Origin of the sequence: Marmoricola sp. RAF53, assembly GCF_052114005.1 — a bacterium.
Classification (GTDB): Bacteria; Actinomycetota; Actinomycetes; order Propionibacteriales; family Nocardioidaceae; genus Marmoricola.
In genome coordinates, this window is sequence record NZ_JBFRDX010000016.1 from 85,881 (window position 1) to 105,613 (window position 19,733).

Sequence of the window (19,733 nt, forward strand, 5' to 3'; positions counted from 1 at the left end):
CTCAGGCACCTGCCTTCGCCAGCTTGTTGACCGCGGACACGATGCGTTCGAGGTCGCCCTGGCTGAGGCTGGGGTGCACCGGGAGGGAGAGGCACTCCGCGGCCGCGCTCTCGGTCCGGGGCAGGTCGACCTCGGCTCGGAACGGCGCCAACCGGTGGTTGGGGATCGGGTAGAACATGCCCGAGCCGACGGCGTACTCCTCGCGGAGCGCGGCGGCCAGGCCGTCGCGGTCGTCGCGGACGCGGATCGTGTACTGGTGGTAGACGTGCCGGGCGCCCTCGGCAACCGGCGGTGTGGTGACGCCCTCCAGGTTCGCATCCAGGAACGCGGCGTTGGCCCGACGCCGCTCGGTCCAGGCATCCACCTTGGTCAGCTGAACCCGGCCGATGGCGGCGTGGATGTCGGTCATCCGGTTGTTGAAGCCGACGACCTCGTTCTCGTACTGCCGCTCCATGCCCTGGTTGCGGTACAGGCGCATCAGCCGCTCGACCTCCGGGCCGTTGACCGAGACCATGCCGCCCTCACCGGAGGTCATGTTCTTCGTCGGGTAGAGCGAGAACATCGCGAAGGTCCCGAAGGAGCCGACCGGACGGCCGTCGAGCGAGGCGCCGTGCGCCTGGGCCGCGTCCTCGAAGACCTGGAGACCGTGGGCCTCCGCCACGGCCAGGTGCCCGGCCATGTCGGCCGGGTGACCGTAGAGGTGGACCGGCATGATGCCGGCGGTCCGCTCGGAGACGGCGGCCTCGACGCTCCGCGGGTCCAGGCAGAAGGACTCCGGGTCGATGTCGGCGAAGATCGGGGTGGCGCCGGTGAGGGCGACCGAGTTGGCGGTCGCCGCGAAGGTGAAGCTGGGCACGATGACCTCGTCTCCGGGGCCGATGCCGCTGCTGAGCAGGCCCAGGTGGAGGCCGGACGTGCCCGAGTTCACGGCGACGCAGGCGCGATCCAGTCCGAAGTGCTCGGCGAACTCGGTCTCGAACGCGGCGACCTCGGGTCCTTGGGCGATCATGCCGCTGCGCATGACCCGGTCGACGGCTTCGCGTTCCTCGTCGCCGATGATCGGCTTGGCCGGCGGGATGAACTCAGACACTTCGGTTCCTTTGATCGAGATCAGCTGGACGTGTGCGCAATCAGGGCTGAGATGGTCGCGTCGGCCGCGTGCCCGTCGCCGTACGGCGTGGCGCGCGTCGCGGTCGGACGGGTGCGACCGACACTCGCCGCGATCTCCGCCGGATCGTTGACGAGCTGGTTCCAGCCGTCGTCGAGAGTCTCGACCCATTCGGTCTCGGACCGGACCGTCGTGGTGAGAGCACCCAGCAGGAAGGCCTCCTTCTGGAGTCCTCCGGAGTCCGTGACCACGGCATCCGCGGCGGTCACCGCCTGGACCAGCCGGGGATAGGACAGCGGCGCCAGAGGCGTGATCGCTCCGATCTCGAGCTTGAGCCCGTGGGTGGCGGCACGGTCCACGAGCCGCGGGTGGGCGGCCAGGTAGACGCGCTTGTCGAGCCCGGCGAGCGCATTCAGGATGGCGGCGAGGCGGTCCGGGTCGTCGGTGTTGTCGGGGCGGTGGATCGTGGCCACGACGTACGGCGCGTCGGCCGACACGGGCGAGTCGACGGGGTTCGCCGCGACCCGGTCCGCGGTCCGGAGGAGGACGTCGGTCATCACGTCCCCGACCAGCACGCTGCGCTCGGCGAGACCCTCGTGCGCGAGGTGTGCCATCGCCACCTCGGTCGGCGCCAGGCACAGGTCGGCCGAGTGATCGGTGAGCACGCGGTTGTGCTCCTCCGGCATCCGGCGGTTGAAGGACCGCAGACCCGCCTCCAGGTGTGCCAGCGGGAGGTGGATCTTGGTCGCCGCGATCGCCGCCGCGAGGGTCGAGTTGGTGTCGCCGTAGACGAGCACCCAGTCCGGCTGCCGCTCCTGGAAGACCTTCTCCAGGGCGACCAGCATCTCGCCGGTCTGGGCGCCGTGGGAACCCGAGCCGATGGCCAGGTTGACGTCGGGGTTCGGGATGCCGAGCTCGTCGAAGAAGCTCGACGACATGTCCTCGTCGTAGTGCTGGCCGGTGTGGACGACGATGTGCTCGACGCCGGCCGCGGTCGCCGCGGCGGCGATCGGGGCGAGCTTGACGAATTGGGGGCGTGCCCCGACGACGCTGAGGACCTTCACTCGGCCGAAGCCTCGGCAGCGGGCTGCAACGACCCGTCGACCTCGACGTACCGCTCGTCACCGGAGTGGCTCACCCAGCGACCGTCGCCGTCGTCGGCCAGGCGCTGCCCGTCGCGGCCGACCCAGCCGATCTGGCGGGCCGGGACGCCGGCGACCAGCGCGTGCGCCGGCACCTCCTTGGTCACGACGCTGCCTGCGGCGACGAGCGCCCACGCACCGATCGCCACCGGTGCGACGCAGACGGACCGGGCCCCGATCGCGGCGCCGTCGCCGATGGTCACGCCGACGGCCTCCCAGTCGGCTGCCGACTTGGGCTCGCCGGTCGGGGTCACCGCGCGCGGGTAGGTGTCGTTGGTGAGCACGACCGCGGGGCCGATGAAGACACCGTCACCGAGCTCGGCCGGCTCGTAGACGAGCGCGTAGTTCTGGACCTTGCAGTTGTCGCCCAGGCGGACACCGGTACCGATGTACGCTCCTCGACCCACCACGCAGTTCTCACCCAGCCGGGCGTGCTCCCGGACCTGGGCCAGGTGCCAGATCGAACTGCCGTCACCGATCACGGCACGCTCGTCGACGTCGGCCGACGGCACCACCCTCGTTGCCACTTACGGTGCTCCAATGCTCGATCCGGGGTGTCAGCCCGCTGCGAAAACGTAGCCGCCAGAGTCGGCAGTCCGTGCCAGACGACGCCGCACATCTTAACGGAAGCGGCCTCGGCGCCGGGTACGCCGGCGCCCCGGGCACGAGTGGCCCGTTCGGGCCACTCCGGTCCTGCCGCGACCGGGTTACCGTCGAAGGCGAAAAGGAGACCACCATGCCTCTGTACATGGACATCCACCGCGTCGAGGGGGTCACCGCCGACGCGGTCGTCGACGCGCACGCCAAGGACCTGGAGATCCAGGACCAGCACGGCGTCGACTACAAGCAGTACTGGGTCGACGAGGAGAAGGGCCTGATCTTCTGCCTCGTCGAGGCACCGGACGCCGATGCGGCGAACAAGGTGCACGCCGACGCGCACGGCCTGGTCGCCGACGAGATCCACCTGGTGCGCGAAGGGACCTGAGCCCGACCTGGCCCCGGGGGGTCACTCCTCCCGGAGCCCGAAGACCCGTTCGAAGCGCGCCGCGTCCCCGAGCGACCGGAACCGGACGCACCGGCCGTCCCGGAACTCGAGGATGTCGGCCGCCTCGGACGTCTCCTCCCCGAACGACGTCCGGGTCAGCACCACGACCTGGTCGCCGTCGCCGAGGAACGCCATCGGCATCGTCACGACGTTCTGGTCGAGCAGCTTCATCCAGAACGCGATGACGTCCTGGGTGCCGCGGTAGGTGCCGCTCACCGTGCTGTTGCCCGCGACCACCCACTCGATGTCCGGGTCCATGTTCTCCAGGACACCCGGAAGGTCGCCGACGTTGAACGCGGCGTAGGCCTTCTTGGTGTTCGCGATGTTCGTCTCGACCGACATCCGATCCCTCTCCCGGTCCCACGGTGCACCCGGCGCACGTCGTCGGACAAGAGTCCTCCGGGCCGTGACCCGGGACCGGCACGCGTCCTACACTCGGCAGGTGGAGTTGCTCGAGCGCAGCCCCTTCCTCGAGGCGCTCGACGGGTACGCCCACGACGCGGTCTCGGGCGCCGGGCGGCTCGTCCTGGTCACCGGGGAGGCAGGGATCGGCAAGACGTCGCTGGTCGACGAGTTCCGCGCCACCAGGCCGGACCTCGACTGGCACTGGAGCGCGTGCGACGGCGGTTTCACCCCGCGACCGCTCGGTCCGCTGCACGAGATCGCCGGCAGCACCGGCGGCCGTCTCCGCGAGCTGTGCTCGGCCGACGCCGACCGCAACGAGCTGTTCGCCGCGGTGACGGACTTCCTCGCCACCTCCGCCCGGCCGACGGGCCTGGTGGTCGAGGACCTGCACTGGGCCGACCAGGCGACGCTCGACTGGCTCGCCCACCTGTCCCGGCGCCTCGACGGCCTGCCGGCGCTGGTCCTGGCCACCTACCGCGAGGACGAACCCGGCGACGACCTGCTCGCGGAGGTGATGGGCCGGATCGCCACCCACCGGGGCACCCGCCGGATCGCGCTCCCCCGGCTCTCGCCCGACGCCGTACGACGTCTCGCGCCGGCCGCCGACGCCGACGACCTGCACGCGCTGACCGGGGGCAACCCGTTCTACCTCGGCGAGGTCCTCGCCCTCGGCGCCGACGCGGTGCCGCCGTCGGTGGCCGACGTCGTCCGGGCCCGGGTACGCCGCCACAGCCCGCCCGCGCAGCGGATCCTGGCCGGGGCCGCCGTCCTCGGCCGCCCGGTCCAGGCCGCACGGCTGGCCCAGGTCACCGGTGTCCCGGTCGAGCACGTCGACGAGTGCGTGACCTCGGGAACCCTCGTGGCCGCGGAGCGCGCCCTCGGCTTCCGGCACGAGCTGACCCGCCGGGCTGTCGAGCGGGACGTGCCGCAGGGCCAGGCGACCGAGATTCACCGGATCGCCCTGCTCACCCTCGAGCAGGAGGGTGCCGACGCTGCGGAGCTCACCCATCACGCCGTCGGCGCGGGCGACACCGCGGCGATCCTGCGCTACGCCCCCGCGGCCGGCCGGGACGCGGCGGAGGCGAGCGCGCACCGCGAGGCGATCATCCAGTACCGGCGCGCGCTCGAGTACGCCGACCTGCTCGACCGCGCCGAGGTCGCCGACCTGGAGGAGGCGATCGCCGAGTCGCTCTCCGCCTGCGACCACTGGGCGGAGGCGGAACCGCACTGGAAGCGCGCGATCACGCTCAGGAGGGAGCTCGGCGGCGACGCCGACCTCAGCCGCTGCCTGCGCCGGTACGGCGTCTGCCTGTGGCGGCTCTGCCGCACCGAGGAGTGCCGCGAGGTCGAGGCGGAGTGCTTCGAGCTGATGCGGGACGCCGACGACTCGGTCGAGCGGGCGCTGGCGATGTACAGCCGCGGCAACAGCGAGGACGCCACCCGCGACGAGCGTCACCGCTGCTTCGAGGAGTGCGCCCGGATCGCCAAGGACCTCGACGACGACTCCCTGATCGGCCGCGCCATGCTCGGCAGCGCGTTCGTCGACGCCGCCGGCGGCACGATCGACTTCGCACTGCTCGAGGAGGGGCTCGAGCACGCACTCCGCGCGGACGACTCCTACCTCGCCGCCTGCATCCACACCAACCTCTACGAGGGGTCGATCGACGTTCTCCGGCTCGACGCCTACGCCGACCGCTACGAGGCCTGGCTCGCCTACGCGCTCGACCACGAGCAGCACACCTACAGCGTGTGCATGCGGGGCTCCCGGGTCACCGAGCTGATGCGGCGCGGAAGGAACCAGGAGGCGATCGGGCTCGCCCTGGCGGTCCTCGAGGAGACGATCTCGCCGATCAACCGGATGCACGTCAGCATCGGCCTCACCGAGGCCGGGTTCCGTACCGGCCGCCCGGAGGCGCGCGACTGGCTGGAACGCGCGTGGGAGCTCGGCGCGGGCAACGACGAGACCTTCTGGGTGCTCCAGATCGCGACGGCGGCCGCCCAGGGGGCATGGCTCACCGGGGACCCCGGGCTGGTCGACCAGCGCGTCCTGGACGCCTACCGCCGCGGGTCGACCAACGATCCGTGGATCCAGGGCGAGCTGAGCGGCTGGCTGCGGCGGCTCGGCCACCAGGTCGAGGTGGACGACCGCTTCCCCCCGCCCTTCTCGCTGGAGCAGGCCGGCGACCACGCCGGCGCCGCCGAGGTCTGGCGCGCCCTGGGATGCCCGTTCGAGGAGGCGGTCGCCCTGACCTGGTCGGGCGGGAGCGGCGCCCGGCTGCGTGCCCTCGAGATCTTCGCCGGGATCGGCGCCGCGCCCGCCGCGCAGCGGGTCCGCGGGCTGCTCGCCGCGGACGGCGTACGGGTTCCCGCCCAGCGCGGCCCGCGAGCCGCCACCGCCGCGCACCCGGCCGGACTCACCACGCGTGAGGCAGAGGTCCTCGACCTGATCGCGGAACACCTCACGAACGCCGAGATCGCCGAGCGCCTGGTCCTGTCGCCGCGCACCGTGGACCACCACGTCTCGGCCATCCTCGGCAAGCTCGGGGTGAGCTCACGCGCCGAGGCCGCCCAGCTGGCCGACCTCCCAACCTAGGCAGGCAGTCGCCCAACGTAGGCAGGTCACACCGATCCGCAGGCCCCGGTCGCGCTCCTAGCGTCGAAGCATCACTTCGACCCGAGGAGCCCCTCATGGAAACCCACACCACCCACCTCCGCCGGTTCGCCTGGACCGTCCTGCCGGCCGCCGCGGTCCTGGCCGTCGCCCCGCTCGGGACGGCCTCGGCGATGCGGGACAACCCGGACGTCAGCCTGCCGGCCGACCCGGCCGCCGCGTCCGCGCCGACGTTCGTCTTCTCCCTGTACGTCGAGCAGCTGCTCGACTCCGCCCACGCCCACAACGTGCACACGGCGCTCGCCGACCTGCACCGCTGAGAAGGAGACCGTCATGCCGCTCTACATGGACGTGCACCACATCGACGGCGGCGTCAGCGCCGAGGACGTCGCGAAGGCCCACCAGGCCGACCTGGCGATCCAGGGCGACCACGACGTGCAGTACCTGCGCTACTGGGTCGACGAGGCCGGCGGCCGGATCTTCTGCCTGGTCGACGCGCCGGACGCCGACGCCGCGAACACCGTCCACCGGGAGTCGCACGGCCTCGTCGCCGACGAGATCCACCCCGTCACCGAGGGCGTGTGAGCCCTCGCCCTGTCGGGCGGGTCAGCCGACCGAGCGGTCGCCCGTCCAGTACGTCGCCCGCAGGGCCTTCTTGTCGGGCTTGCCGAGGCCGGTGAGCGGGAGGGCGTCGACGGCGACGACCTGCTTGGGAGCCTGCACCGAGCCCTTCTTCTCCTTGACCATGTCCTGGATCTCCGCGATCACGGCGTCGGTGAGCTCGTGGCCCTCGCGCATGACGACGACGGCCATCACGGACTCGCCGAACTTCTCGTGCGGGACCCCGATGACGCCGACCTGGGCGACGGCCGGGTGCCCGGCGACGACGTCCTCGACCTCGCGCGGGAAGACGTTGAAGCCGCCGGTGACGATCATGTCCTTGGTCCGGTCGACGATGTACCAGAAGCCGTCCTCGTCCTCGCGGGCGACGTCACCGGTGTGCATCCAGCCGTCGCGCCAGGTCTCGGCGGTCTGCTCGGGGAGCTGCCAGTAGCCGCCGGAGAGCAGCGGTCCGGCCACGCAGATCTCGCCCGGCTCGCCGGGGGCGACCGGCTGGCCGTCCTCGCCGAGCAGCGCCGTGCGGGTCAGGGCGGTCGGGCGGCCGCAGGAGGTCAGCCGGTGCTCGGCCGGGGTGCCGTCGGCGTTCACGTGGTCGCCCTTGGCGAAGTAGGTGAGCACCATCGGGGCCTCGGACTGGCCGTAGTACTGGGCGAAGATCGGGCCGAACCGCTCGATCGCCTCCTTGAGGCGGACCGGGTTGATCGCCGAGGCGCCGTAGTAGACGGTCTCCAGCGACGACAGGTCGCGGGTGCGGCTGTCCGGGTGGTCGAGCAGCGCGTAGAGCATGGTCGGGACCAGCATCAGGGAGTTGATCTTCTTCTCCTCGATGGTGGCCAGCACCTCGGCCGGGTTGAACGTCGAGGTCACGAAGAGGGTGCCGCCCTTGATCACGACGGGCACGAAGAACGCCGCGCCGGCGTGCGAGAGCGGGGTGCACATCAGGAACCGCGGCTCGGCCGGCCACTCCCACTCGGCCAGCTGGATGCTGGTCATGGTGTTCATGGTCTGGCTCATCCCGATGACGCCCTTGGGCTTGCCGGTGGTGCCGCCGGTGTAGGTGATCGAGACGACGTGGTCCGGCGGGAGCAGCCGCGCCTCGAGCTTCTGCGAGTCGAACCCGGCGGCGACCTCGATGAGGTCCGCGGTGGTGCGGCCGCTGTCGGCGGCGGCCTTGGCGATGACGTCCGGGACCGGGCCGATGGTGAGCACCTGGGTCAGGCCCGGGCACTTCTCCAGCAGCTCCAGGGCGCGCTCGCTGAAGTACGGGTCGACGATCAGCGTGGTGATGCCGGCGTCGTTGATGACGTAGGCGTGGTCGTCGGCCGAGCCGAGCGGGTGCAGCGAGGTCCGCTGGAAGCCCTGGGTCTGGCCGGCGCCGAGGATGAAGAGCACCTCCGGTCGGTTCAGCGCGAGCAGCGCGCCCGCGGTGCCGAAGCCCGCGCCGAGCGACTCGAACGCCTGGATGTACGTGCTGATCCGGTCGGCGACCTGCTGGCCGGTCAGGGTCACGTCACCCAGGTGGATGATCGGACGGTTGTGGTGCCGGCGCAGGGCGGCCACCATCAGGTGCCCGTTGTGGGTGCCGGTGCGCAGGTCCCCGGCGTTGGCGATCTCGCTCACGGTGCTCATGCGGGCAAGACTAGAACGTGTTCTAACGCTTCGGCAACGAACTCTCGTACTCCGACACGGTTTCGTCGCCCTCGGCGCCCTCGGCGCCCCCGGCGCCCCCGGCGCGCTCGGCACCCCGCGCGAGCGCGGGCAGCGTGATCGTGATGACGAGACCGTGCGGCTGGTTCGCCCGCGCGGTCACCTCGCCGCCGAGCGCCTCGACCAGCTCCTGGGTCAGGGCGAGTCCCAGCCCGGTGCCCGGGATCCGTGCCTCCCGGGCGTTGGTGCCGCGGAACATCCGGTCGAACAGCCGCGGGAGCTCCTCGGGCGCCACCCCGATGCCGTCGTCGCGGACCTCCAGCACCGCGTCCTCGCCGTGGCGGGAGAGCGCGACGTGCACGTGTCCCCCGGCCGGCGTGTACTTGATCCCGTTGGAGAGCAGATTGTCGAGCACCTGGCGCAGCCGGCCGCGGTCCGCGAAGACGTCGGAGCCCGCGATCGCGTGGGTGAGCTCGATCCCGGCGGCCCGCGCCACCGGCTCGTAGTCGGTGACCGTCGAGGCCACGAAGTCGCCCAGGTGGGTCGGCTCCAGCTCCAGGTGCATCGCGCCCGCGTCGAGCCGGGCGAGGTCGAAGACGCCCTCGACGAGCACCTGCAGGTGGGCGGCGCGACGGCCGATCGCCTCGATGGCCTGGTCCCGGACCACCGGCGCCAGCTCGGGGTCGGCCAGGATCTCGCAGTACCCGACGATCACCGCGACCGGCGTACGGAGCTCGTGGCCGGCCACGGTGGTGAACTCCTGCCGGGCCCGGGCGAGCTCGGAGAGCCGCTGGACCTGGAGGCGCTCCTGCTCCAGCAGCAGCTCGCGCTGGTCGGCGAGGACGCGGCGCACGGTGGTGTCGGTGGCGACCCCGTCGAAGTAGGTCCGGAGCCCGTCCGAGCGCGGGGCGCCGCGGAGCCAGATCCAGCGGACCCGGCCGTCCAGCCCACGCACCCGGACCTCGACGTCGGCGGGAACGCCGATCCCGACATCGGTCTCGAAGTCGGCGAACAGCGCCCGGTCGACCGGGTCGACCAGGTCGCGCAGCGCGACCGGAAAGGCGACGTCCGCGGACAGCGGTCCCCCGACGATCGGCCGCGTGTTCGGGCTCAGGTACGCCGGCACCACGGCACCGCCGGTCGTCTCCACCGTCCAGACCAGGTCCTCGGTGTTCTCGACCGCGCGCTCGAACCTCGACCGCTCCCGCTCCAGCTCCGCGGCCAGGTCCTCGGCTCGGGCCCAGGCCGCGTCGCGGCCCTCGACCAGCGACGCGTTCAGCTCCCGCAGGGACCGTTCGGCCCGGACCCGGGCCCGGTCGGACGCGTCGAACCGGCGGGCCGTGCGCGCGGTCGCGGTGACGGCGATCAGGCTCCCCGCGACCACCAGCACGGCGGTGCCGAACCGGTCCCCGATCACGCCGCCCTCGACCAGGACGTCGCGCAGCAGGCCCGTCGCGGCCAGCCCCGCGGTCACCACCGGCACGGTCCCGCGGACCATCGCGGACCCCGGGCCGGTGCCCGCCGCCACCCAGGTCAGCAGCCCGCCGGGCACCAGCGCGGCGATCGCGACGGCCAGGAGTCCCCAGCTGATCGCGGAGTGCAGCGCCACGCTGGACAGGGTCGAGATCCGGTAGAGCTGCTCGACCCCGAACAGGTACCCGAACACCGCCATGACGGCGGTCAGCAACGGGAGCGCGAGGAGCGTCTGGGCCGGCCGCGCCCGGCCGGCGTCCAGGAGCAGCCGGCTGACGGCGAGGGCGAGCAGGGAGACCGTCGTGGCCGGCGCCATCTGCCCGGGCGCGATCCCGGCCGGGGCGGTGTGGTCGGCGAAGACGAGCTCGTCGATGCCCAGGGTCGTGCCGCTGACGATCTCGTACAGGACCAGCAGCGTCACGAGGACGACCAGCAGCGAGGCGAGCCGGACGACCCGGCGCGACCGGACCAGCACCGTGACCGCCAGTACGCCCAGGCAGAGCGCGGTGTTCACCTTCATCGTGGTGAGGCCCGGGAGCACGCTGGTCAGCAGCTCGAGCCCGAGCGCCCAGCCGACCAGCACGGTGATCGAGACGGCCGCGACGACGAGCCCGCAGACCCGGGCGACCCGCGGCAGCGTGGCGCGCTCGGTCAGGGTGGAGTCCTGCCCCTGGTCCCGCATGCGGCCAGCCTAGGAAACCGGCCTCCGTCCCGGACGGGCCGGAGGTCATCCCGGCGCGGGCCGATCGGCCCTGCCGGACAGCTCAGGCCGGGTTGCTCAGGCCAGGACCTCGGCGACCTTCCGGATCTCCTCGGGGCTGCGTGCGCTGAGGAGCAGGGTGGTCACCCCGGTCGCCTCCCACTCGGCGACGCGCTCCTTGACGTAGCCCTCGGTGCCGATGATGTGCATGTCGTTGACGAGCTCGTCGGGGATCAGCGCGGTCGCCTCCGCCTTCTGGCCGGAGAGGAACAGGCGCTGGACCTCGTCGGCGATGTCGCCGTACCCCATCCGGGTGAAGACCTGGTGGTGGAAGTTCATCTCCTTGGCGCCCATGCCGCCCATGTAGAGCGCGACGATCGGCTTCATGCCGTCCACCACCGCCTGCTTGGCCGGGCCGTCGTCGGCGGTGAACTCGAGGTGGCAGGTGGCCGCGATCTCGAACGTCTCCCGGGTACGACGCGCGCCCGGCCGGGCGAAGCCCTCGTCGAGCCACGGCTGGTACATGCCGGCCGACTTCGGGGTGTAGAAGATCGGGATCCAGCCGTCGGCGATCTCGGCGGTCTGGGCGACGTTCTTCGGGCCCTCGGCGCCGAGCCAGATCGGGATGTCCGCGCGCAGCGGGTGGGTGATCGGCTTCAGCGGCTTGCCGAGGCCCATCGCGCCGGGCCCGTTGTAGGGCAGCGGGTAGTGCGGGCCGTCGTTGGTGACCGCGCCCTCGCGGGCGAGCACCTGGCGGATGATGTCGACGACCTCGCGGGTGCGGGCCAGCGGCTTGGAGAACGGCTGGCCGTACCAGCCCTCGACGACCTGCGGGCCGGAGACGCCCATGCCGAGGATCACCCGGCCGTTCGAGAGGTGGTCGAGGGTGAGCGCGTGCATCGCGATGCTGGTCGGGGCTCGGCCGGACATCTGCACGATCGAGGTGCCGAGCCTGACCCGGCTGGTCTCCCGGCCCCACCAGGCGAGCGGGGTGAACGCGTCGGAGCCCCAGGCCTCCGCGGTGAAGATCGCGTCGTAGCCGGACTCCTCGGCGGCCGCCACGAGCTCGGCGTGGTTGGTCGGCGGGCCTGCCTGCCAGTAGCCGAGCTGCAGTCCGAGCTTCATGTCACTCCTCGCGTGGTCGCGGATGTGCCGGATGTTGTTGCTCCGAATACTAGAACGTGTTTCACTTCTGTGCCATGGCCCCCTCCGAATCCGCCACCGCCGAGTCGCGCGTGCTGCACGCCCCGATGAAGGTCGAGTTCGACTACACCCGATCGCTCGGACCGGTGCTCTCCCAGTTCATGTCCGCGCTCAAGCAGCACTCCGTGCTCGGCGGCGTCCTGGCCGACGGCCGGGTCGTCGTACCGCCGCCGGAGTACGACCCGGCGACCCACGCCGCGATCACCGAGCTGGTGCCGGTCTCCGACCACGGCACCGTGCAGAGCTGGAGCTGGGTGCCCGAGCCGGTCGCGCAGCAGCCGCTGGAGAAGCCGTTCGCCTTCGCGCACGTCCTCCTCGACGGCGCCGACGCGCCGATCCTGCACGCGGTCGACGTCGCCTCCCCCGCCGACATCTCCACCGGCATGCGGGTCAAGGTCCGCTGGGCCGAGGACCCGATCGGCAGCATCCGCGACATCGCCTGCTTCGAGCCGGCCGGCGCGGAGGAGTCCGCGGGCTCGGCGTCGATGGAGTTCGGCGCCCCGGAGGTCACCGGGATGATCAGCCCGGTCAAGCTCGCCTACGACTACGCCGCCTCGCCGGAGGAGACCAAGTTCTTCCGCGGCCTGGCCGAGGGCAAGATCTACGGTCAGCGCTGCCCGGCCTGCGAGAAGGTCTACGTCCCGCCGCGCGGCGCCTGCCCGGTGGACGGCGTGCCGACCACCGACGAAGTCGAGCTCCCGGACCGCGGCATCGTGACCACCTACTGCGTCGTCAACGTCCCGTTCCAGGGCCAGACGATCCCGATCCCCTACGTCTCGGCGTACGTGCTCCTCGACGGTGCGGACATCGCGTTCCTGCACCTGATCCTGGACATCGACGCCGCCGACGTCCGGATGGGCATGCGCGTCGAGGCGGTGTGGAAGCCCCGCGARGAGTGGACCACCGACCTCAACAACATCAAGTTCTTCCGTCCGACCGGCGAGCCGGACGCGGACTACGAGACCTACAAGCACCACCTCTGAGAGAGGCGAGACACATGCGTGACGTTGCCGTCGTGGGCTTCGCCCAGCGACAGATGAAGGAGCTCGACGGGTCGCCGACCTGCCTGGAGCTCCTGGTCCCGATCCTCGGTGACCTGTACCAGCAGACCGGCTGGACGAAGTCCGACATCGACTTCTGGTGCTCCGGCTCCAGCGACTACCTGGCCGGCCGCTCGTTCTCGTTCGTCTCCGCGGTCGACGCCATCGGCACCCTCCCGCCGGTGATGGAGTCGCACGTCGAGATGGACGCCGCCTGGGCGCTCTACGAGGCCTGGGTGAAGATCCAGACCGGCGAGGTCGACACCGCGGTCGTCTACGGCTTCGGCAAGTCCTCGGCCGGCGTGCTGCGCCGCACCCTGGCGCTGCAGCTCGACCCGTACACCGCCCAGCCGCTCTGGCCGGACACCGTCTCCCTGGCCGGCATCCAGGCCCGCGAGGGCCTCGAGAAGGGCCTGTGGGACGAGAAGGCGATGGCCGAGGTCGTGGCCCGCTCGATGACCGACGCCGCCGGCAACGAATGGGCGATCCGCAAGGGCGCGACCTCGATCGACGACGTCCTGGCCCAGGCGATGTACGCCGACCCGCTGCGCCGCTGGGACTGCGCGCCGGTCTCCGACGGCGCCGCCGCGATGGTGCTGGCCGCCGGCGACAAGGCCCTCGAGGCCTGCGACCGGCCGGCCTGGATCAGCGGGTTCCAGCACCGGATCGAGCCGATCGCGCTGAACGCCCGCGACCTCACCACCTCGACCAGCACCGCGGCCGCCGGCAAGGCGGCGGGTGTCGACGGTGTCGATCTCGCCGAGCTGCACGCGCCCTTCAGCCACCAGGAGCTGATCCTGCGCGAGTCGCTCGGGCTTCCGGGCGACGTCACGATCAACCCGTCGGGCGGCGCGCTCACCGCCAACCCGATGTTCTCCGCGGGCCTGAACCGGATCGGCGAGGCCGCGAAGCGGATCTGGGCCGGCGGCTCGGACAAAGCTCTCGCCCACGCCACCTCCGGTCCTGCGCTGCAGCAGAACCTCGTGGTCACCCTGGGCTCGACCAAGAAGGGCAGCTGAACATGGCGAAGATCCCTGCCGCCGTCATCGGCGTCGGCCAGACCAAGTACCAGGCCCAGCGCGCGGACGTCTCGATGGCGGGCCTGCTGCGCGAGGCCGTCGACCGGGCCCTGCTCGACGCCGGCCTCACCTTCGCCGACATCGACGCGGTCGTCGTCGGCAAGGCGCCGGACCTGTTCGAGGGCGTGATGATGCCCGAGCTGTACCTGGCCGACGCCCTCGGCGCGGCCGGCAAGCCGCTGCTCCGGGTGCACACCGCCGGTTCGGTCGGCGGCTCGACCGCGATCGTGGCGGCCTCCCTGGTGCAGTCGGGCGTCCACGAGCGCGTCCTGACCGTGGCCTTCGAGAAGCAGTCGGAGTCCAACGCGATGTGGGCGCTCTCGATCCCGGTGCCGTTCATCATGCCGGTGCACGCCGGCGCGGGCGGCTACTTCGCCCCGCACGTGCGCTCCTACATCCGGCGTTCCGGCGCCCCGGGCCACATCGGCGCGATGGTGGCGGCCAAGGACCGCAACAACGCGCTGAAGAACCCCTACGCGCACCTGCAGAACGAGGGCACCACCGTGGAGTCGGTGCTGGCCTCGACGATGCTGTGGGACCCGATCCGGTTCGACGAGACCTGCCCGTCCTCCGACGGCGCCTGCGCGATGGTGATCGCCTCGGAGTCCGCGGTGGCGAAGTCCGGCGTGGCGAACCCGGCGTGGATCCACGGCACCCAGATGCGCTCGGAGCCGACCACCGCCGCCGAGCGCGACCAGGTCAACCCGCAGGCCGGCCGGGACGCCTCGGCCGCGCTGTGGAAGCAGGCCGGGATCACCAACCCGATCGAGGAGATCGACTGCGCCGAGGTCTACGTGCCCTTCTCCTGGTTCGAGCCGATGTGGCTGGAGAACCTCGGGTTCGCCGCGCAGGGTGACGGCTGGAAGCTCACCGAGGCCGGCGAGACGGCGATCGGCGGCAAGATCCCGTTCAACATGAGCGGCGGCGTGCTCTCCTCGAACCCGATCGGCGCCAGCGGCATGATCCGCTTCGCCGAGGCCTCGCTGCAGGTCATGGGCGAGGCCGGCGAGCACCAGGTCGACGGCGCCCGCAAGGCACTGGGCCACGCGTACGGCGGCGGCTCGCAGTTCTTCGCGATGTGGGTCGTCGGCGCGGAGAAGCCGACCAACTGAACCAACCGCGACGCCCCGGACCGATTCGGTCCGGGGCGTCGTGCTGTCTAGGCTCAGGGTGTGATCGAGCTCTTCAACCGCACCGAGATCGACCAGATGCGCCCGGCCGGCCGGTTCGTCGCCGACGTGCTGACCGCGCTGCGCGAGGCCGCGCACGTCGGCGTCAACCTGCTGGAGCTGGACGCGCTGGCGGCCCGGATGATCGCCGAGCGCGGCGCGACGTCCTGCTACGTCGACTACCACCCGTCGTTCGGGGCGATGCCGTTCGGCAAGGTGCTCTGCACCTCGGTCAACGACGCCGTCCTCCACGGACTCCCCCACGACTACGTCCTCGCCGACGGTGACCTGCTCTCGGTCGACTTCGCCTGCGAGGTGGACGGCTGGGTCGCCGACTCGGCGACCAGCGTCGTGGTCGGCAACGCCCGCCCCGAGGACCTCGAGCTGATCGCCACCACCGAGCGCGCGCTGGTCGCCGGGATCGCCGCGGCGACCGTCGGCAACAAGCTCGGCGACATCGGGCACGCCATCGGCGAGGTCGCCCGCGCGGCCGGGCTGAAGATCAACCTCCAGTTCGGCGGCCACGGGGTCGGCCGGACGATGCACGGCGACCCGCACGTCCCGAACGACGGCCGCCCGGGCCGGGGCCTGCCGCTGAAGCCGGGCCTGGTGATCGCGATCGAGCCGTGGTTCCTGCACAGCACCGACGAGATCTACACCGACCCGGACGGCTGGACGCTGCGCAGCGCTGACGGCTCCCGCGGCGCGCACAGCGAGCACACCATCGCGATCACCGAGGACGGGCCGCTGGTGCTGACCGCGCGCTGAGCGTGGTGCCCCGACATCGGTGAACGGGTGCGCCCTGCCCGACCTGATTCCTGGTTCACCATGCACCCCGAATCTCCGAGCGTTGTACTGAGAGGAACGACCATGTCTTGTAGCGCGCGCTCCCGACTTCTGGGAAGCATCTTGCTCGGGGTCGCCGCCCTCGGAGTTCTCGGTGGCTGCGGATCCGAGAGGGTGGGCGATTCCGAGAACAGTTGTGCTCACCGGCTTCAGTTCCGCTCCGATGCCTACGAGGACCATCCCGGAGTTGACGTCGTCGCGGGGCCGAAGGTGGGTTCTGCATCGCCTCTGGGTTGCGCTGACGGCGGCGAACGCAGTTCGTCCGAGACGTTCGACGCGTTTGAGGCACAGGGTCTGGACCCGAGCCTGGGCATCCTGGTCGACGTCTTCGGTTCCGGGCTGGCGTTGTTCACGCTGGACGAGCCGACGCCGGCTCAGCAGGAGGCGATCGACTCCTTCGCCGAGTCGGACGGATGAGCGGCTCTGCTCGCTAGTCCGTCCTTGAACGATGTGATTACATGATTACATCGTTACAAGGAGGTGCACGATGGGTGCGACGGAGCAGGAGCAGATCAGCGGGTGGGTCCGGGGACGGCTGCCGGACGACTGGTTCACCGAGGCGGCGGAGGTCCGGGTGGACCGCGAGGAGATCGTCGTGGTCGGTCGGCTGGCCGCCCCCGACGCCGAAGACGGCGTGGACGCGCGTGAGGCGGCGATCGGCCGGATCACCCGCTTCCGCGAGTCCACGCGCGACGAGCGGATCGAGATCGCCCGGGAGGCCGAACGCCGGTTCGAGCGGAAGGTCGGCTGGGGGGCAGCGTGCGGCGAGGTCGAGGCGGTGTTCACCAACATCGCGGCGCCGGTGATGACCCGGCTGCGCCAGCCCGAGCGCCAGGTGCTCGACACGCTGGTGGAGGCCGGTGTCGCGCGCAGCCGGGCCGACGCGCTCGGCTGGTGCGTCCGGCTGGTCGGTGAGCACACCGAGACCTGGCTCGCCGAGCTGCGCGAGGCGATGACCAGCGTGCAGCGGCTGCGCGAGGAGGGCCCGCAAGCCTGAGACCCGCACGGGAAGCAGCGAGCCGCCGCCACCCCGAAGGGTGACGGCGGCGCGCGACGCGTCCGGGAACTCAGGCCTTGTAGGCCACCGGAAGCTCCTTGATGCCGTTGATCCAGGAGTGGCGCAGCCGACGCGGCTCGCCCTTCTGCGCGATGTTCGGGATCCGGTCGGCGAGGACGTCGAACATGACCTCGACCTCGACGCGCGCCAGGTTGGCGCCGATGCAGTAGTGCGCACCGTGACCGCCGAAGGCGAGCTGCGGGTTGTGCTCCCGCTTGATGTCGAACTGACGGGGGTTCTCGAAGACGGCCTCGTCGTTGTTGCCGCTGGCGTAGTAGAGGCCGACGCGCTCGCCCTTCTTGATCGCCTGGCCGCCGATCTCGACGTCGTTCAGCGCGGTGCGCTGGAAGACGGTCACCGGGGTGGCCCAGCGGATGACCTCGTCGACCATCGTGGTCGGCCGCTCGGCCTTCCAGATGTCCCACTGCTCGGGGTTCTGGAAGAACGCGTGCATGCCGTGGCTGATCGCGTTGCGGGTGGTCTCGTTGCCGGCGACGGCCAGCAGGATGACGAAGAAGCCGAACTCGTCGTCGTTGAGGCCCTCGCCGTCCTCCCCCGCGGTGACGAGCTTGGTGATGATGTCGTCGCGCGGGTTCTCCTTGCGGTCCGCGGCGAGCATCATCGAGTAGCCGAGGATCTCGGCGGCGGCGACCGCCGGGTCGCCCTCGATCTCCGGGTCGTCGTACGACAGCATCTGGTTGGACCACTCGAAGAGCTTCTTGCGGTCCTCCTGCGGGACACCGAGGAGCTCGGCGATCGCCTGCAGCGGCAGCTCGGCGGCGACCTCCTCGACGAAGTCGCCCTCGCCACGGGCCAGGGCGTCGTCGACGATCTTGTTCGCCCGGACGACCAGGATCTCCTTGAGCGCGGCCACCGCGCGCGGCGTGAAGCCGCGGCTGATGATCTGGCGCAGGCGGGTGTGGTGCGGCGGGTCGTGGTGGATCAGCATCGCGCGCTGCAGCTCGACCTGCTCGCGGGTCATGTCCGCGGCGAAGCGGATGATGACGCCGTTCTCGTTGGTCGAGAAGTCCTTGCTGTTCTTGGAGACAGCGAGGATGTCCTCGTGGCGGGTGAGCGCCCAGTGGCCGGTGTCGAGGAAGCCGGCGCGGGCCTCGGGGGCCTGCTCGACCCAGAAGACCGGCGCGGTCCTGCGGAGCTCGGCGTACTCGGTGAGCGGAACGGAGACCTCGTTCAGACCGGGGTCGGTCGGGTCGAAGGCATCGGGCAGTGCGGGCGCTGCAGTCACAGGTAGTCCTCCACGTTTCTGAAACACGTTCTACATATGATGGTGACACAGTTTGAACACGTGAGCAAAGGATTCGCCCGATCTTTTTCGGGCCGTCCGCGGACTGGCCAGAAATAAGAACGTGTTCTATTTTAGAGCGTAAGCACCCCACCCGTACCAGGAGGAAACATGGGCAACCCGGTCATCGTCGAGGCCGTCCGTACGCCGCTCGGAAAGCGCCGCGGCTGGCTGGCAGGCCTGCACCCGGCGGTGCTTCTCGGCGCGTCGCAGGTGGAGGTGCTCAAGCGCGCCGGCCTCGACCCCGAGCTGGTCGACCAGGTCATCGGCGGCTGCGTCACCCAGGCCGGCGAGCAGTCCAACAACATGGTCCGCCGCGCGTGGATGCACGCGGGCCTCCCGAACCACACCGCGTCCACCGTCATCGACGCGCAGTGCTCCTCGGCCCAGCAGGCGGCGCACCTCATCAACGCGATGATCGCCGGCGGCGCGATCAAGGCCGGCATCGCCTGCGGCGTCGAGTCGATGTCCCGGATCCCGCTCGGCGGCAACGTGCCCAAGGGCCTCGGCGACCCGCGTCCGGACAACTGGGACATCGACCTCCCGAACCAGTTCGAGGGCGCCGACCGGATCGTGAAGGACCGCGGCTTCAGCCGCGCCGACGTCGACCGCTTCGGCTTCGAGTCCCAGCGCAAGGCGCGCCGGGCCGTCGACGAGGGCCGCTTCGAGCGCGAGATCTTCTCCGTCGAGGCCCCGGTCCTCGACGACGAGGGCAACCCGACCGGCGAGACCCGGATCGTCAGCACCGACCAGGGCCTGCGCGAGACCACGCTCGAGGGCCTCGCCACGCTGAACCCGGTCCTCGAGGGCGGCACCCACACCGCCGGAACGTCCTCGCAGATCTCCGACGGCTCCTCGGCGCTGCTCATCATGGACTCCGACCTGGCGGTCTCGCTCGGCCTCAAGCCGCGCGCCCGGATCGTCACCTCGTGCCTCGTCGGCGCCGACCCGTACTACCACCTCGACGGCCCGGTCCAGGCGACCGAGAAGGTCCTCAAGGACTCCGGCATGAGCATGTCCGACATCGACCTCTGCGAGGTCAACGAGGCCTTCGCCGGCGTCGTGATGTCCTGGGCGAAGGTGCACGACGTGCCCGAGGACAAGTACAACGTCAACGGCGGCGCGATCGCGCTCGGCCACCCGGTCGGCTCCACCGGCACCCGCCTGCTCACCACCGCGCTGCACGAGCTCGAGCGGCAGGACAAGAGCACCGCGCTGATCTCGATGTGCGCCGGTGGCGCGCAGGCCTCGGGCACCATCATCGAGCGCATCGGCTGACCCGAC

Annotated in this window: 19 protein-coding genes; 11 read left to right on the forward strand and 8 right to left on the reverse strand. The window is 71.2% G+C overall.

Annotated features, from left to right (window positions below):
- Position 1: 1 nt before the first annotated feature.
- From AB4Y76_RS14785 to AB4Y76_RS14795, 3 genes are read right to left on the reverse strand one after another with little or no spacing between them, the layout of a single operon-like run.
- Positions 2-1,105: a DegT/DnrJ/EryC1/StrS family aminotransferase gene (locus AB4Y76_RS14785; protein ID WP_441926668.1), complete on the reverse strand. Its 1,104-nt coding sequence runs from the start codon at positions 1,103-1,105 to the stop codon at positions 2-4.
- Positions 1,106-1,110: 5 nt separating this feature from the next.
- A complete protein-coding gene (gene wecB / locus AB4Y76_RS14790; RefSeq protein ID WP_441926564.1) occupies positions 1,111-2,172 on the reverse strand; it encodes a non-hydrolyzing UDP-N-acetylglucosamine 2-epimerase in 1,062 nt (353 codons plus the stop codon).
- Positions 2,169-2,777: an acyltransferase gene (locus AB4Y76_RS14795; RefSeq protein WP_441926566.1), complete on the reverse strand. Its 609-nt coding sequence runs from the start codon at positions 2,775-2,777 to the stop codon at positions 2,169-2,171. The genes wecB and AB4Y76_RS14795 overlap by 4 nt, the downstream gene beginning before the upstream one ends.
- Before the next feature lie 209 nt (positions 2,778-2,986).
- On the opposite strand from AB4Y76_RS14795, the gene AB4Y76_RS14800 reads away from it, so the two are divergent.
- The gene (locus AB4Y76_RS14800) at positions 2,987-3,235 is read left to right on the forward strand and encodes a DUF4242 domain-containing protein (protein ID WP_441926568.1); all 249 of its coding nucleotides are present in this window, start codon (positions 2,987-2,989) and stop codon (positions 3,233-3,235) included.
- A 21-nt stretch (positions 3,236-3,256) separates the two neighbouring features.
- Here the strand turns inward: AB4Y76_RS14800 and AB4Y76_RS14805 are convergent, their stop codons facing one another.
- Positions 3,257-3,637, reverse strand: coding sequence for a nuclear transport factor 2 family protein (locus tag AB4Y76_RS14805; RefSeq protein ID WP_441926569.1), 381 nt, complete (start codon positions 3,635-3,637; stop codon positions 3,257-3,259).
- A gap of 100 nt (positions 3,638-3,737) precedes the next feature.
- Between AB4Y76_RS14805 and AB4Y76_RS14810 the strand changes: the two genes are divergently transcribed.
- The 3 genes from AB4Y76_RS14810 (at position 3,738) to AB4Y76_RS14820 (ending at position 6,896) form a co-directional block, all read left to right on the forward strand.
- On the forward strand, positions 3,738-6,293 hold the full coding sequence (locus AB4Y76_RS14810) for an ATP-binding protein (protein ID WP_441926571.1): 2,556 nt from the start codon (positions 3,738-3,740) through the stop codon (positions 6,291-6,293).
- Between the two features lie 95 nt (positions 6,294-6,388).
- Positions 6,389-6,631: a hypothetical protein gene (locus tag AB4Y76_RS14815; protein ID WP_441926573.1), complete on the forward strand. Its 243-nt coding sequence runs from the start codon at positions 6,389-6,391 to the stop codon at positions 6,629-6,631.
- A gap of 13 nt (positions 6,632-6,644) precedes the next feature.
- Positions 6,645-6,896 carry a DUF4242 domain-containing protein gene (locus AB4Y76_RS14820; protein ID WP_441926575.1) on the forward strand — a complete coding sequence of 84 codons (252 nt, stop codon included), beginning with the start codon at positions 6,645-6,647 and terminating at the stop codon, positions 6,894-6,896.
- 21 nt (positions 6,897-6,917) lie between these two features.
- Here the strand turns inward: AB4Y76_RS14820 and fadD8 are convergent, their stop codons facing one another.
- The 3 genes from fadD8 to AB4Y76_RS14835 form a co-directional block, all read right to left on the reverse strand.
- Positions 6,918-8,561, reverse strand: coding sequence for a fatty-acid--CoA ligase FadD8 (gene fadD8, locus AB4Y76_RS14825; RefSeq protein WP_441926577.1), 1,644 nt, complete (start codon positions 8,559-8,561; stop codon positions 6,918-6,920).
- Positions 8,562-8,583: 22 nt separating this feature from the next.
- Complete coding sequence (locus tag AB4Y76_RS14830; protein WP_441926579.1) at positions 8,584-10,734, reverse strand: ATP-binding protein; 2,151 nt, start codon at positions 10,732-10,734, stop codon at positions 8,584-8,586.
- 96 nt (positions 10,735-10,830) lie between these two features.
- Positions 10,831-11,877: an LLM class F420-dependent oxidoreductase gene (locus AB4Y76_RS14835; RefSeq protein ID WP_441926581.1), complete on the reverse strand. Its 1,047-nt coding sequence runs from the start codon at positions 11,875-11,877 to the stop codon at positions 10,831-10,833.
- 74 nt (positions 11,878-11,951) lie between these two features.
- Here AB4Y76_RS14835 and AB4Y76_RS14840 point away from each other — a divergent pair, with 74 nt between their 5' ends.
- From AB4Y76_RS14840 to AB4Y76_RS14865, 6 genes are all read left to right on the forward strand, one after another.
- Positions 11,952-12,938 (forward strand): Zn-ribbon domain-containing OB-fold protein, encoded by a 987-nt coding sequence (locus AB4Y76_RS14840; protein WP_441926583.1) that lies wholly within the window; start codon positions 11,952-11,954, stop codon positions 12,936-12,938.
- A 14-nt stretch (positions 12,939-12,952) separates the two neighbouring features.
- The gene (locus AB4Y76_RS14845) at positions 12,953-14,014 is read left to right on the forward strand and encodes a thiolase domain-containing protein (RefSeq protein WP_441926585.1); all 1,062 of its coding nucleotides are present in this window, start codon (positions 12,953-12,955) and stop codon (positions 14,012-14,014) included.
- Between the two features lie 2 nt (positions 14,015-14,016).
- Positions 14,017-15,186, forward strand: a complete 1,170-nt coding sequence (locus AB4Y76_RS14850) for a thiolase domain-containing protein (protein WP_441926587.1) — start codon at positions 14,017-14,019, stop codon at positions 15,184-15,186.
- 60 nt (positions 15,187-15,246) lie between these two features.
- Positions 15,247-16,011, forward strand: coding sequence for a type I methionyl aminopeptidase (gene map, locus AB4Y76_RS14855; RefSeq protein ID WP_441926589.1), 765 nt, complete (start codon positions 15,247-15,249; stop codon positions 16,009-16,011).
- A gap of 192 nt (positions 16,012-16,203) precedes the next feature.
- Positions 16,204-16,506, forward strand: coding sequence for a DUF6281 family protein (locus AB4Y76_RS14860; protein ID WP_441926591.1), 303 nt, complete (start codon positions 16,204-16,206; stop codon positions 16,504-16,506).
- Between the two features lie 70 nt (positions 16,507-16,576).
- The gene (locus tag AB4Y76_RS14865) at positions 16,577-17,086 is read left to right on the forward strand and encodes a hypothetical protein (RefSeq protein ID WP_441926593.1); all 510 of its coding nucleotides are present in this window, start codon (positions 16,577-16,579) and stop codon (positions 17,084-17,086) included.
- Positions 17,087-17,156: 70 nt separating this feature from the next.
- Here AB4Y76_RS14865 and AB4Y76_RS14870 read toward each other — a convergent pair whose 3' ends face one another.
- Positions 17,157-18,392, reverse strand: coding sequence for a cytochrome P450 (locus AB4Y76_RS14870; protein ID WP_441926595.1), 1,236 nt, complete (start codon positions 18,390-18,392; stop codon positions 17,157-17,159).
- 168 nt (positions 18,393-18,560) lie between these two features.
- Between AB4Y76_RS14870 and AB4Y76_RS14875 the strand changes: the two genes are divergently transcribed.
- Positions 18,561-19,727 (forward strand): steroid 3-ketoacyl-CoA thiolase, encoded by a 1,167-nt coding sequence (locus tag AB4Y76_RS14875; RefSeq protein WP_441926597.1) that lies wholly within the window; start codon positions 18,561-18,563, stop codon positions 19,725-19,727.
- The last annotated feature ends 6 nt before the right edge of the window (positions 19,728-19,733 follow it).